Raw genomic sequence first — 14637 nt, forward strand, 5'->3', positions numbered from 1 at the left:
ACTTGCCATTCAAAGATGATTTCCTCTATTTATCGGTCGTCCAAGACATTTACAATAATGAAATTGTTGCTTGGAAATTATCACATAGCAATGATTTACAACTTGTTCTCAAAACACTTGATTTAGCAACCAAAAAAAGAGATGTTTATGGAACCATCATCCAATCAGATCAAGGATTCCAATACACATCTCATGCTTATCATCGTACGCTTCAACAGCTAGGTGCCATCGGCAGCCACTCTCGCAAAGGAAACTGCCATGACAATGCTTGTATTGAATCATTCTTCTCTCATTTTAAATCTGAAATGTTTTATCTCAATTATTACCAAACAAAAGGAGAATTGATTCAAGCAATTGAAACATATATCTATCATTATAACTACAAACGATTCCAAAAACGACTCAGCCATCGAGCTCCGATTGAATATCGAATCTCAATGGCTGCGTAGTCTTTTTTTAAAGCTGTCTACTTTACTACTCTTCCTTGATAATAACCCTTACCATCAATTATATTCTTCAAATACCATTTCATTTTCCCATATTTTGTAGGTTCTTCGAAAGAATTGGCATAAACACCACTCGGATGACAAACATATTTTGCATACAAACCATCATTAAGTTCGTAAATCTCACCACATGTTACATTTAAGCTTTCCGCTTTTTTTGTACTTGTTAATTCTTCTGCCGATGCCGCCCCAATTCCTCCAGTTAACACAATACCAGCTGCTAATGCTCCAACCACTAGTTTCTTGAACATAAAAATACCCCCTTAATAATTTTATAACTTACAGCTCAACTGTAACGTATTTTACATTATTGTAAATATTTTATATATATATATATATATATAATATTTTATTTGATTTTTGGGAATATTAGCACTCTATTTTATCAAATTCATTTAAAACCTTCACAACATTCTTTATATATTCCTGTGTTTCCCATAGAAGGTACGTAGTAGACCCAAATAAAAACCTGATTTTAAAATAGGTTTGGAAATAAAAGTAAGAATGGTACTCAAAATTACACGAATCTCGGTTGTACCCCACCTAGAAGAGAAAACGCATCTTTCCCCTGCTACTTTATATGCTTACACAACTGAATTTGAAAAATTTCTAACATGGCTTATTGATAATTCACTTGCTGTTGATATTGGCAAGGTAGTTACAAAAATATGTGACGTCCTAATTACAATACTGGAAACTTTACCTTTAAATGATGTGAAACCTTTTCAAAGGTATCTTCAGGGAGAAGGCATTGAAACAAAAGCTATTAATAGAACTTTCTCTGCTTAAAAATCCCTATTCAAGTATTTAGCTCAGAATAAAGAAAATGAATACGGGAAAAATTACATCTCGCGTAATGTTATGGAGAAAATTGAGCTGCATAAGGAGAAAGTAGATGCAGCAGCAAGAGCAGATGACGTTGCAAACATGATATTTAATGAAAAAGATGATGTAGCTTTTCTTCAATTTCTAGCAAATGATTATGGTGAAATGTTGAAAGATATATCACCAAAAAAATATAGTTTTTTTCAGCGTGATAAAGAAAGGGATATAGCCATTATAAGCCTCATTTTAGGCACTGGGCTTCGAGTTTCCGAGGTAGCTAGTCTTACTATATCTAGTATAAACTTCCGTCAAGGGAAAGTAAAAGTGACGCGTAAAGGCAATAAAAGATCCTCCATATTAGCTACTCACTCTTGCTTAGATGATGTTCAGGAATATATTAAAGTTCGTCTTAGTAAATATAACTGCCCCCAAGATGAAGACTTACTCTTCGTAACAAATTATAAAGGGAAATATAAATATACGCAGTTAACTGTTAGAGCTATACAGAAGTTATGTGACAAATATTCAAGTGCATTTGATGAGAAGCGTAGCCCTCATAAACTACGACACACATATGCTACAAATCATTATAAGGAAAACAAGGACCTTGTATTACTTCGAGATCAACTTGGTCACACTTCTGTAGAAGTTACTAGTATCTATACAAATATTAATAATGAAAAGAAACGTGAGGCTGTTGATCGTCTAGAACGTAGACAATTTGAATAAAGATAGTTAATAATTGCACATTCTTCTCTATTTACTTATACTTATATTTTTTATAATTTATTAGTAAATATATATTATTTACTAGTTAACTCCTTAACCTTCATAGTGATTTTATAATAAAAACAAAGAAGAGATTGTACTTGCTTCATTTAAAAGAAGCACGGAAATCATGTGGAAACATTTTTATAAAGCAATGGAAAATAAAGAGCATGCAGTCGATAAAATTATTGCAATTTTCCTTGTATACCAAGATGCTGCCAATAATCCACCAATTCCTGGCGGATGCCCTTTACTTAATAATGCAGTTGAAAGTAGAGGTCTATTCCCAGAGTTACAAAACGCTACTAAAAAAGGCTATAATGATACAGTAATACTACTGGAATCCCTTATAAAAGAAGGGATAGAGAAAAAAGAATTCATGGCAGATATAGACACTTTATCGCTAGCTTCCTTTCTTGCATCATCAATGGAGGGAGTTATTATGGCTAGTCGAGTATGTAATGATAATATTCACCACTATTATTTTATTGAGCAAGTAAAACATTTGCTTACTTCTTATTCTAAATAATACTTTTATCTTATCCTAAACATCGCTCAAACAGGTCATCACTCTTCGAAGAAAGACACGCTGTCGCCTTTCCAAATAAAGAAATGCCCCCGCCCATTTGATCACTCTATTTTTCTAATGGGCGGAGCTTTTATTTTTATATTTTTTCTTAATTGTGTTTACAACAATAGTTATGAATAGGTCATAGTAAAGGGCAATCTTAATCCTTTTGAGGCAGTACAATCCTCTTATATAATTGAACAGTCAGCATATAATAAGCCCCATAAATAATTATAAAAATAGAAATTGGCATCCATATGTTTAAATAAGGATTAACAACGTAAGCGGAAAAAATATTCATCCCAACAAATACATGAGTAATACCGACAATTGCAGGGAATACAAAGACAAAGAATAATTCTTTATAGATTGACTTTGTTAATAATTCACGGCGAACTCCAATTTTACGAAGCATTTGATAACGCGCCACATCGCTCGAAGCACCTGATAATATTTTAAACATGAGACAACTCGCCATCATTGTTAGGAAAGCAATCCCTAGGAAAAACGCCATAAACAATATTCCGTTTACAAAACCTGAATATATTGTGTAGAGATGGTATTTTGTTGATTCTAATAATACTGATTTTGCATTCTTTACTTCCTTTTCTAACTCAGTAATTAAATCTTTATACTTCACTAGTTGCAAATCATTAATTTCTTTCCATTCCTTCATATATTTCATGTAAGCATCTGATTTCCCAATAAATGCTACACTCTCTGATTTTACTATGTTCTCATACATATTTTGATCAACAATTTTAATAGGATGCTTCAAATGAAAAGCTACGTAATAAGGCACGATTACCTCAAAGCTCTTTTTCCATTTTGGAGACATTTCTTTCATAGCGTCTCCATCTTTTGTATCTCCCCCTAATAGAGAGTTTAAAGGTAGTTCCTCTGTATTACGTATTAGCTTTTTTTGTCCAACCGTATCATTTTCTATTAATAAAGGATCCTTTTCTAAATCTTCCTTAACGAAATAAACGAACTTCTCATCTACTTTATAGCGATATTCTCTTGTTTCTGTAAATTTAATATCACTTAATATTTTCTTTTCCTCAGCTGTTGGATTATGAATAGTAACATCATAATGGGTAAATTTATCTAATTGGAATGGAATATTATTTTTAAAAGCCATCCCTCCAGATATTGCTCCAGCACCTAATGCTACTAGCATTGTAATCGTAGCTAAGACTTTCGTTAGATTACTAATCCGATAGTTTAATTGAGCAAATGTAAAAGCGTTAATTCCTTTTTCATTAAACTTCTTATTAGATTTAATCATTTTTACGATAAGCGGTAATACAGCTCCAAATAACATATACGTTCCTGATGTTACAGTGATTAAAGATACGACTATGCCGATAACCTTTAACCTCCACATATTAATCATGGCAAAATACCCAACCGCTAATAAAATCAAGGCAAATACTGCAAGTACTGCCGTTTTTATTCCTCCTACCTTTACTTGATCCGTTTTTGCATTTCCATGCACTAGTTGCAATACCGAAGTATTTGATAATTTAAAGCCATTGATAACCGCATTAATAAAAAAGATGGTTAAGAAAAATGTACAAGTTGTTTTTAATGCTGGTAGATGAAATGCATTATATCCAACTGCATCAAATGCAAGTTGTGTCATAAGCAATTTGCCTGTCGTATGTGAGAGAACGATTCCAACTAATCCCCCAATTACAAGAGATGCAATTCCTAACCCCATCGTCTCCATAAACATAAGGGTTACAACTTTATCCCGTTTTGCCCCTAACATCATGTACATTCCAAATTCCCTTTGACGTAGAGAAAATAGAAATGAATTAGCATATAGAATATAGAAAAATGTCACAGTCCCAACTAAAAATGAGCCTGCTTTAAATATAAATAAAATCGCACCGATTGAATTATTTTCTTTCAAAAACACTTCATTAGTTCCTAATGTTTGGAACATATAAAAAATAGAAATGGCTATAATTAATCCCGTCAGCAAGATGCCATAATCTTTCTTCTTGCTTTGGATAGCCCCAATAGCTAATTTGAATAACATCATTGAACTTCCTCTCTTATATTTGTTTCGTATCCATGTTTGCCATAACATTTAAAATTTCTTTATAAAATATTTCACGATCACTCGTACGATGTAATTCTTTATATAACCCTCCGTCTTTAATAAATAAAATCCGTTCACAATAGCTCGCACTATAAGGATCATGAGTAACCATCATAATAGATACATTTTGCTTTCTATTTAGGTTTTTCATCGCCTCAAGTAAACTTTTCGCATTTTTGGAATCGAGTGCTCCTGTTGGCTCATCCCCTAAAATAATTGCTGGCTCGTGTACAAGCGCACGTGCTGCAGCAGTACGCTGTTTTTGCCCTCCAGACACTTCCGCGGGATACTTTGGAAGAATTGATGAAATATCTAACATTTCCGCTACTTTCTCTACCTTTGGTTTAATATTTCGTGATGGAACACCTTGAAGTGATAAGGGGAGAGCAATATTCTCATACACAGATAAGTTTTCCAACAGATTAAAATCTTGGAATATAAATCCTAATTTTTGAGAACGAAAATCAGAAAGCTCATCCTGTTTCATTTTTGTAATATCCGTACCTGCAATTTCAATTACACCATCTGTCGCCTTATCTAATGTTGAAATAACATTTAGCAAAGTTGTTTTCCCTGAACCAGACGGCCCCATAATTCCAACAAACTCTCCTTCTCTTACCGAGAATGAAACATTATTTAAAGCATGCGATTGATTTTCACCTTGTTTTCCATACGTTTTTTTCACATTTTCAACTTTTACAACTGCTTTATTCATTTAAACCCCTCCAGGTATTTAATTTTATTCAAAACACTCTACTAATTTTAAAATGATTATGCTTTTTTCTTTCCATATGTCATAGTTCGCCACATTTTCTCTAACGGTCCCATTTTAAAGAATTTAAACCAAATCGAAGTATATATAATTTGGATAGTAAAAATAAGTAACGCTATCCAAATAGTTTGTGTTGGTGATACAATTTCAATATTTGCAAATGAAAATATCACTTTGGCAATAATACTTTGTGCTACATAATTTGTAAGAGCCATTTTTCCTACAGAGGCAATAGGTGTAAACAACTTAGCAATTGTTTTATTTTCTAACAATAAAAACATCGTACTTAAATACAAAACAACTGTTGGAATACTACTTAGTTTAATAATTAGGGATACTTGATCACTGTTTGCACTAGATGCTAGCCAAATCCAGACAGAACCACCAATGACTAACGGTAACATCGCCAATTGCATTCTCATAATTTGTTTTTTAAATTCCCCAATTCTTCGTATCCACCCTGCTTTAGATACCCCAAAGCCAGCTAAGAACATCAAGAAAATTAAAGTCGAATCTGTTGTCATAGATATTGCGATTGAAGTAACCATTTCATTTTTAATATTTACAAGTTGTATCACGATACAAAATAAATAAGCACTAGCAATCCCGCCTAGCCACTTAGCTATCGTAGATAAACTTGCATGATAAAATGGGATTAGTAATAAACCGATACATGCATAAGCAGGTAAAATACTCCCAAAGAATATAAAAATATGGAAAAGACTTATAATAAAAAGTGTTCCTAAACGTCTAGCAAATCGTCTTTTAGGATTATCACCACGCTTCTCAGCATTTGAAGCAAAAATATAAAAGCCTACCCCAAATAAAAATGAAAAAATAGAAAAGAACTTCTTTGTAATTATCACATCAATTAATATACGAATGACTTCATCTATACCACTATAATTCGTAGATGCTGAAGACCCCTCGACTACTATTTGAAATGCTGGTATGTTAATAAATAAAATACCTAACAATGCGAATCCACGAATAATATCAAGTGATATGATTCTATTTTTTGAATTTATTATGGAATTCATGATTTCCTCCTCTAATTAAATTATAGGTCGACCGAACCGGACGGTTCGGTCTAATTTTGTTAAGATTAATGGCATATTCTCGCTAGCTTATAACACTTTATAAAACAGCATCTAATTTTTCTAAGATTGCTTTGTCAATCTTAGTTTTATCGACTTTTTCTTTCTTAGAAATAATGCCTCTTCTATCTTCCCAATGTATAATATAATATTGATTTTTCTCAAAAACATCATTTGATACAATTCGAAGCTTTCTTTCTTTTCCTTCTTTATCGTACCCTGTCACGTTATAAACTTTGTTTGTGCTCATTTCACCACTACTTAATCTGTCTCTTTCAACTATAGGATCGGCTATCATCTTCACGTAATACTCTTTCGTTGAATAATATCCATTGCTAGAGGTAAGATAATAAAAAGCACCACCGCAAATTACTACTAAAACCATAAAAGCTCTAAAAAACCATTTCATAAAAACACTTCTCCTTTTGTATTGATTAAACATCCATCATTAAGCCAGCTTCTTAAGTATGACTTAAAACTATATAGCTTACCATCCAACTTTCTTACATTAACATTACAAACCTGTAATGTTCCGCTCAATCTTTTTTCGAAATATATGCTGTGAATTTTAATCTACGTATTATCAGTAAACCAATATAATGAACAATTCAACAATATATGTTAGCGGACATGAAAGACCCATTTCAGGTATTGTGATGTCCGTTAATGCTTGTGTTGTGTCATCTGTTCCATTGCTACAAAAAATCCAAATGTAAATAGATTATAAAAAATAAGTCTTAGAGATTACAATTTTAAGACGATTATCTTTTTTTATGGATGACCTTATCATTAAATTTCTTTAAATACGTGAACTGAATATACAGTTCGGTCTGATGTTTAGTTTATTAACCAAAGACAACATTAATTTCTAAGCTAATACGAGTAATTCATATGTACACATTACTTAAATCCACTTTATTTAATGCTACTAGATCAAATTTTGGTTTCACACTTGAAAAATTTAATAAATAAATATTGAACAAATGCTCCCATAATTAATAGTTGGACTGGGAAAGCAAAAATGAAGTTTTTGAAAACTATTGAGTAGTAAAGATCAATTAATGACCTTTCACCTAAACCATTAGAAAAATGGGCATTCGCTATCCCATAAATAGACGTAAAGAGAACCCTACCAACTACCATAAAGAATGAAATAGATAGATCTACTAATTTCCCCTTAGATTTATCGTAAGGTAACAAAAATGCAATTTTCTTTGCGATTGGACCGACTATAAACAAATCTAATAACAAAGAAATTATAAAAACTAATGTTAGTTAAATAAGTACTCCTTTATGAAGTGCCCCCCGAAAGTTATCATCCTGATAGCATACTTTTATTCCGCATTCTTCTAAAAAACCAGAAAAAATGTCATCTTTAATAACTGATTCTAAATTTAATATCCCTTTTTCTCGAAAACTGTTATCATCTAGAGCAGAGGTTAAATGAAACATAACTAATTTATCAGGAATAATCTCATTGTCATTTAAATCAAAATGATTTAGTATATCTTCAATAGTAAGATCATTGTATTTCCATAGGCTATCATTATTAGTTATTCGATATTTATTGCTATCTATAAATGAATTTAAAATCTCTTCCTTAGTTTTAAGCAATGTAGAAAGTGACTTTATTGTTGTTTCAACACTTGAACAATTTAGCATTCTCATTTTATTTCTCCTCTAATATTTATCTTGTTTTTTTATTTGCTTCTTTAACTGCATTATATAGTGCACTTTATCCGATATGCGCTTTTAGCTTTCTTTAAATTTAGGTCTTGATAACGTACGAAATTCGCGTTTTGTTGGTGCTACTTTATAACAAAATATCTCCTTCTTTAATAAAGCTCATCACAGCTTCTGCATACACCTTTACAACTAATTATAAGAATCCCTATCATTTTTTTCTTCCAATGAAATGTGTTTGTTATACCATTTATTTAGTTTTCCTTTGTAATACTTTTCGACTTCATAATCTGAAATCCAAATTTCACGATCATAGATTTTACTCATTACTCTTTCTAAAACACCCTCATGTTCTCTCGGTTTCAATCTACGGTTATGAACCTTAATCTTTTCTATATAAGCCTCTCTCAGCCAAATTGATATGGTTTCACGCTGTTTTTGCTTTAGGTGAGACCATTTCTTATTGGTTTGCAACACTTGCCCTTTAGGACCTTTTGTATGGTTTTTCACTGTCTTCCCCTCGTCGCTATGTTAGATTTAAACTCATCACTTATTTTAACCTAATATGAAGCGGAATCTAAATTGGTCACAAACGAATGTTGAATTTTCTGATAATTATTTAGAAATATACTTTTAAACTACTATCACCTGTAATAATATGGATTTAACTGCTATGATAAAAACATATAGATATACAAAGGGGGAAGCTATGTGATTGTAGCAAAAGGAAACGAAAAGATTACTAAATTAATGAACGATTGGTACAAAGCTATGCGCTCTCAAAAGTTATTGAAAGCAAAAAATCTAGGATCAGATGTTGAAAAACTTATCGACGAAATGGAACAAGATCAAACGCTTCTTATTTACTATTCGTTACTAGAGTTTAGGTATAATCTTTTGATAAATAATACATCAGGTTTAGTAAAACCTGGAGAACATATTGAAGAGTCTACCACAGACATGCTCAATTACTACTACTATCTGTTCAATGCTATACATGCAATGAAGATTGGACAATATAGTGACGCCAAACACTTCTATCACAAAGCTGAAACACTTCTATCTCTTATTCCGGATGAATTAGAACAAGCGGAATTTAATTATCAGTATGCCCTTTTCAACTATTATCAGTTCCAACCACTAAATACAATAACATACGGTAATAAAGCGAAAGAAATCTATTCTAATGAAGTTGGGTATGAAATAAATGTAGCTTCATGTAATAATATTTTGGGACTTGCAAGTACTTCTCTAAAGCAATACGAGTTAGCTGAAGAGTATTTTCTTTCCGCTTTAGATATTGCAACCAAACAAGATCAAACACAACTTACTCAAATGATTCGTCATAATATAGGGCTGCTATATTCAGATCAAAATATGCCTCAACTAGCAATCAATTATCTCTCCAAGGCACTAGAAGGTAGCTGCAAAACAATGTATTTGTTAGCTAAAGAACATGAGAAACTAGGCAATGTAAATGAAGCTGCTAATTATATAGATAAAGGATTGCAAATTAGTAATGCACAAAATAATAAAGAATATTATCATCATTTATCAATTCTAAATGCAAGATTACAGCATACAACTATAGATGAATACGAAAAGATTATTGTTGAAGGAATCCATTATCTCCAAGAAGAAAATTTATGGCACTTTGTCGAAATATATGCTGATGAATTAGCAAACAAGTATTATGATGAAGGTAACCACTCAAAAGTAAGCGAATACTTCCGTGTGGGGTACAAGGCTAAAATTGAAATGGAGAAAAGGAGTGCTTTAAAATGATGAAAAAAATACTAATTAGTACGGCAGGACTTTTGTTCTCTGGTTTAATGCTAGTAGCACCAATCACTTTAAGTAACACTCACGGCGAGGCAATGCTTGCAGTACAAAAGCAGGAAATTATACAATATACTACCCATGGTGAAGGAATGTAATAACTGCAGAAATCCTCCCTACAATTAATACACTATTATTTGCAGGGAGGATTTCTTTGTATGTTACATATACTTACTTTGTGTTAATTAGGGTGTAAGACTCTCCTTAATAAATCCATGCAGTGAATATTAATGATTTAAAAGCAAAATTAAAAGGAATCTTATAATAAAAATTCACCTAAGAAAATATGAACTAATACATAAATAAGCAAAGGTCTTTACTTCATTGTAAGGGCTTTTATTTTTATAAAAAGAAGTCAACAAGATTAGAATATTTAAAGAGAGGAAAAAACAATTGATGTATACACAAGAAAACTTTTACAAAAAATTAATAGAGGAACAAAGAGTAGTAACAATATTTCTAATAAACGGAGTTAGAGTACCTGGAATCATTATCGCTGTTGATAAATTTTCAGTATTGATCTCTAATAAGGGGTAGCACCACATCGCTATCAAGCTAAGAAAAGCAAATACCCCAAAACGAAAAAATTGGCATCCTCAGGTGAAAATATAGATTTTTTTGTTTTGGGGATACTTCAAAATGTTGGGTTGATGGGCATTTGATACTATTTTTTATTATGCATCTCTAAATTTTAGAGAATGTTTACAGCTGTAATTTTGCAGGTTGAAATAGCAAACCTAACGATTGTAGTTGGATTTATAGGTAAAGTACCTATAACTATACCAAGGCCTGTTTGTTCCACGTTAAAATCTACTGCAGTAGAACCAGTACTTGCTAAAAGATTTACTGTAGAACCAATAAGGGTATCTAGTAATTCCCTTATTGGGCGTTCGCGACAATCACATTCACATCCTAAGTCTACAGGTGGAAGTAATGTTATAGATGGTCCCGGCGGTAAAAAACCTACCCCTGTTACATCAGAAATATTAACTACAAAGGATGTTGAACCATCTGTAACTGTAACTAAAAAATCATTTACGGAAGTAATAGTAAATAAAAAGAAAAATGGTGGAGCGTTTGGCGCATCTGCAATAGTGCCAAGAAGCACTGTTTCCCCAATAAGTTGCTGTAAAACATTCTGCATAGGTAAAACACAGCAATCACAAAGGCAACCTTCAGTTGGGCCTGTTGCTCCTGTTGGACCTGTTGGGCCTGTCGCTCCTGTTACTCCTGTTGCTCCTGTTGGGCCTGTCGCTCCTGTTAGGCCTGTTGCTCCTGTTGGGCCTGTCCCTCCCGTTGGGCCTGTCGCTCCTGTTGCTCCTGTTGGGCCTGTCCCTCCCGTTGGGCCTGTTGCTCCTGTTGGGCCTGTCCCTCCCGTTGGGCCTGTTGCTCCTGTTGGTAGAGTGAATGGTGGAGTTGGTGGAAGTGTAGGGCCGATTAAATTTGAATTAAATGCATTAGCTTGAAGTATTTTGTTTTTATCAAACATGTAACTACCTCCTACATATATACTTTATTATAGGGATATATAAAATTAACCTTCATAAAATTTATTTATCACCATATAATATGCTATATCTTTACTATTGTGTGTTTTGTGATGATCCAATGAAAGTATTTGTGTATTAATAGTAAATCTGGTTCTGACGCAAAGAGTGCACCCATTCGAAAGATGTATATAGAGTTTTAATGAAGCCTGTTCTTATGAGTATTTTACAACATGCCTATCAAATAAAGAGATGTTAATAGCCCTAAGTAGAAAAAATACGCTATTCTTTCTGTACAATCATAGGAAAGGATGGCGTATTTTTTTCATTTTGAGGGTATTTCTTTTTATTAGCTGAATAGCGATGAGGTAACGCCACATTGCTATAGCTCTTCTAAACTCCTTGTTTACAATGATTTAAATGTATATTTTTAATAGTAAGAGTGTAATTAAAAATGTATTAATATGAAAATGATATTTTTGTTTAACCCGTTTATATTCTATACAATAACCCCAAAATTGAAGCGTTATGAAAACTTTTACATTTTAACTCTTTTTTAAAATTCAATATATAATGCTATCAACATTTACAACATAGTCTTTGTCGTTAAAAGAAAAACCACAGCGATTGCTGTAGTTTTTCTTATTAGAGGCACTTCTGTCATTTCTTAAATTTTATACGTTTGTTGTGATTGAACATTACCAAAAAAGGCTGCAATTAAGAAATATAGCACCATTGAAGCATCAAAAATTTTACGTTTAAAATAAAAAAGATCTCTATAAAATAGAGATCTTTTTTAAACTAAAGAATTGAGAACTTAGATAATTGTTTAGATTTAGTAATTATCATATTTATTTTTACAATCTTTTTTGTGATGAGGGTAATAAGGTTCAAAACGACAATAGCATTTTTTCACGTAGTATTTTTTGTAGTAGTAGTCATAGTTATAGTCTTTTTCTTCATATCTATATTTATCTTTTTTATAATCATCACAATCATGTCTTTCTTTTTTATGATGACCACAATCATGTTTCCAATAACTCATCTTTATCCCCTCCTTTATATTTTTATAATATGTTCTTTTTATTCTGTAGTATCAGCTTGTCCCCTAGATTAGTTAAAAAAGGGGAAATGTCCATGCCCAATCAACTTAAGTATAAAAATCAACCCTAAAACGAAAAAATGAGCTTTTGGGTGCAAGTTAGCACAAAATTTCGTTCTGAAGGGAGTTGTATTTTCTTAACTTGATAGCGATGAGGTAACGCCACATTACTATCAAGCTAAAAAAATAAAATAATCCCTAAAACGAAAAAGAAATGAAGATACAATAAAAAAGCTTATCATTAAGTGTTAAAATATAAGCTTTTTTGTCTATACTTATTGAATTTCATTAACTTTATTCCATGTTAATACAGTAAGAAAATATTGACCGCCAAGCAAAAGAAAGCTTATAGAACAACATAAAAATAGGACTGTAAGCCTCTCCTCTTACAATCCATCATTAATTACCATTAAAGGATAAAGAGTTCATCTAATACAATATACCCATATAAAATTATACTCTAACTCCACATTATTTATAACTAAAAAGAATCTCATATCGGCTCTTTTTTACCTATTCTTTTTCTTCATCTACTACAAGCTGTTAGTAAAAGACTATATCCTATGGTAATGATGGAGAAAAGACACTCAAGTTCATATGAAATATTTGCTGAAGGATGTGAACCAGTTAAAGACACCATTTCAGTTTCTCTAAAAGAAATCTTCAGTTTTTAAAACTGTGGCAAACTCATCATTTAAAGTCGCTAGTGATACATTATGTATTTGTTCAGACGCAAAAATAGGCTGTAGAGAAGGTTTTCTTCACAGCCTGAGAAAACACTTCTCTTAAAATAGAGAAGTGTTTTCCCTTCATTATTGATTAGAGCTAGAAGATTGTGATTTTTTTGCAGCTGATTGTGCATTTTGTTTTTGCACAGAATGCACATCTGTTTCAGTTGCAAACTCTGTACCATAACTAGTATTTGCACTTTGAGCACCAGAAGCTTGTGCTTTCTTTGCTTCAGATTGTGCATTTGCTTGTTTTACCGCTTGTACATTCGTTTCAGTTGCAAACTCTGTACCATAGCTAGCATTTGTACTTTGAATACTAGCACCAGAAGTTTCTTTGTTATAACCTTTTTGTTTTTTGTTCATCTTTCTCACCTCCACAATTAATAATGTAACCAATCCATTTGAAAGCTATTCTTAATTAAATTTTTAAACTTCTACATATTATTTTACTCTTCATTCAAACTATATATTATAGTGATGAAATTATGTACATAGTACGAAATATGACTGAACTAGCCATGCTTTTAAGAAATGAAATGTTGTAAAAACTATCCTTATTTAAGTATTCCTATAATTATCAATGAGGAAGATAAAAAGATATAAGAAGTTTTAAGCACCGGTTTTCATACTAATGATGCAGTAGCAATGATAAAAACGGACGGTTTTGCTACATCTAGTTTAGCTGGTCAATTTTTAGCAAGTAACGGCACATGTTTTGCAGTATCTAAAATCCGATCTCCTTCCAACTAGCAAATACAGTAAAGCAAATTTTTGAAGGCACCATAGGGCTTTTCTTTTTTTAAAAGGACCTGCTCAAATACTTTATAAAAGCATAAAGTAAAATGACCCCGTTAAGACACTTGAGTGACCCCTTGTTTTACCCTCTTACCATAAGGAGGAAAATTTATGAGTTACGGTGGTAGTTGTGGCGGCGGATTTGCTGGTGGCTTTGCTTTATTGGTTGTATTATTTATTTTATTAATCATAGTTGGAGCTGCTTGTTTCTGCTAAAAAACTATTAGAAAAGACACTCTTATCTGATATGATCCCCTTATAGTAGACAGTAAAAAGAAAGCACATTAATCTGTTTACTATGGAGGGGATTTTTCTATGGGCAAAATTAGAGTAACTTATGATATAGAATTTAAG

The 14637-nt window shown here is 32.1% G+C and carries 15 protein-coding genes and 2 pseudogenes; 7 read left to right on the top strand and 10 right to left on the bottom strand.

What is annotated here, in order from left to right:
* Positions 1-2 precede the first annotated feature (2 nt).
* The gene (locus MR167_RS20140) at positions 3-449 is read left to right on the top strand and encodes an IS3 family transposase (RefSeq protein WP_242315322.1); all 447 of its coding nucleotides are present in this window, start codon (positions 3-5) and stop codon (positions 447-449) included.
* Between the two features lie 17 nt (positions 450-466).
* Here the strand turns inward: MR167_RS20140 and MR167_RS20145 are convergent, their stop codons facing one another.
* Positions 467-757: a hypothetical protein gene (locus tag MR167_RS20145; RefSeq protein WP_000473808.1), complete on the bottom strand. Its 291-nt coding sequence runs from the start codon at positions 755-757 to the stop codon at positions 467-469.
* A gap of 295 nt (positions 758-1052) precedes the next feature.
* Between MR167_RS20145 and xerS the strand changes: the two are divergent.
* Both xerS and MR167_RS20155 read left to right on the top strand, forming a co-directional pair.
* Positions 1053-2060, top strand: a pseudogene (gene xerS / locus MR167_RS20150) (tyrosine recombinase XerS); the annotation flags it as partial.
* Positions 2061-2178: 118 nt separating this feature from the next.
* A pseudogene (locus MR167_RS20155) lies at positions 2179-2628 on the top strand (TetR family transcriptional regulator C-terminal domain-containing protein); the annotation flags it as partial.
* 199 nt (positions 2629-2827) lie between these two features.
* Here the strand turns inward: MR167_RS20155 and MR167_RS20160 are convergent.
* The 6 genes from MR167_RS20160 to MR167_RS20185 all read right to left on the bottom strand — a co-directional run bounded on the left by MR167_RS20160 (position 2828) and on the right by MR167_RS20185 (position 8839).
* Entirely contained in the window at positions 2828-4714 is a 1887-nt protein-coding gene (locus tag MR167_RS20160; protein WP_140159366.1) for an ABC transporter permease, read from the bottom strand.
* A gap of 16 nt (positions 4715-4730) precedes the next feature.
* The gene (locus tag MR167_RS20165; RefSeq protein ID WP_131252121.1) at positions 4731-5492 is read right to left on the bottom strand and encodes an ABC transporter ATP-binding protein; all 762 of its coding nucleotides are present in this window, start codon (positions 5490-5492) and stop codon (positions 4731-4733) included.
* Positions 5493-5548: 56 nt separating this feature from the next.
* Positions 5549-6589 carry a DUF418 domain-containing protein gene (locus MR167_RS20170; RefSeq protein ID WP_001084461.1) on the bottom strand — a complete coding sequence of 347 codons (1041 nt, stop codon included), beginning with the start codon at positions 6587-6589 and terminating at the stop codon, positions 5549-5551.
* A gap of 97 nt (positions 6590-6686) precedes the next feature.
* A complete protein-coding gene (locus tag MR167_RS20175) occupies positions 6687-7055 on the bottom strand; it encodes a YxeA family protein (protein ID WP_242315323.1) in 369 nt (122 codons plus the stop codon).
* Between the two features lie 866 nt (positions 7056-7921).
* Positions 7922-8314 (bottom strand): hypothetical protein, encoded by a 393-nt coding sequence (locus MR167_RS20180; RefSeq protein ID WP_228497306.1) that lies wholly within the window; start codon positions 8312-8314, stop codon positions 7922-7924.
* A 207-nt stretch (positions 8315-8521) separates the two neighbouring features.
* Positions 8522-8839 carry a transposase gene (locus MR167_RS20185; RefSeq protein WP_242315324.1) on the bottom strand — a complete coding sequence of 106 codons (318 nt, stop codon included), beginning with the start codon at positions 8837-8839 and terminating at the stop codon, positions 8522-8524.
* A 201-nt stretch (positions 8840-9040) separates the two neighbouring features.
* Between MR167_RS20185 and MR167_RS20190 the strand changes: the two genes are divergently transcribed.
* The 3 genes from MR167_RS20190 (at position 9041) to MR167_RS20200 (ending at position 10705) form a co-directional block, all read left to right on the top strand.
* Entirely contained in the window at positions 9041-10114 is a 1074-nt protein-coding gene (locus MR167_RS20190; protein WP_242315325.1) for a response regulator aspartate phosphatase, read from the top strand.
* The gene (locus MR167_RS20195; RefSeq protein ID WP_176542991.1) at positions 10114-10266 is read left to right on the top strand and encodes a hypothetical protein; all 153 of its coding nucleotides are present in this window, start codon (positions 10114-10116) and stop codon (positions 10264-10266) included. Before MR167_RS20190 ends, MR167_RS20195 begins: the two co-directional genes overlap by 1 nt.
* Positions 10267-10564: 298 nt before the next feature.
* The gene (locus MR167_RS20200; protein ID WP_000288515.1) at positions 10565-10705 is read left to right on the top strand and encodes an RNA chaperone Hfq; all 141 of its coding nucleotides are present in this window, start codon (positions 10565-10567) and stop codon (positions 10703-10705) included.
* Positions 10706-10859: 154 nt separating this feature from the next.
* Here the strand turns inward: MR167_RS20200 and MR167_RS20205 are convergent, their stop codons facing one another.
* From MR167_RS20205 to MR167_RS20215, 3 genes are all read right to left on the bottom strand, one after another.
* Positions 10860-11657: an exosporium leader peptide-containing protein gene (locus tag MR167_RS20205; protein ID WP_242315326.1), complete on the bottom strand. Its 798-nt coding sequence runs from the start codon at positions 11655-11657 to the stop codon at positions 10860-10862.
* Between the two features lie 833 nt (positions 11658-12490).
* Positions 12491-12700: a hypothetical protein gene (locus MR167_RS20210; RefSeq protein WP_199689551.1), complete on the bottom strand. Its 210-nt coding sequence runs from the start codon at positions 12698-12700 to the stop codon at positions 12491-12493.
* Positions 12701-13569: 869 nt separating this feature from the next.
* A complete protein-coding gene (locus tag MR167_RS20215) occupies positions 13570-13851 on the bottom strand; it encodes a gamma-type small acid-soluble spore protein (protein ID WP_242315327.1) in 282 nt (93 codons plus the stop codon).
* 543 nt (positions 13852-14394) lie between these two features.
* On the opposite strand from MR167_RS20215, the gene MR167_RS20220 reads away from it, so the two are divergent.
* A complete protein-coding gene (locus tag MR167_RS20220) occupies positions 14395-14499 on the top strand; it encodes a YjcZ family sporulation protein (protein WP_098282266.1) in 105 nt (34 codons plus the stop codon).
* Positions 14500-14637 lie beyond the last annotated feature (138 nt).

The sequence above is a fragment of the Bacillus cereus group sp. BfR-BA-01355 genome, assembly GCF_022663675.1.
Classification (GTDB): Bacteria; Bacillota; Bacilli; order Bacillales; family Bacillaceae_G; genus Bacillus_A; species Bacillus_A thuringiensis_S.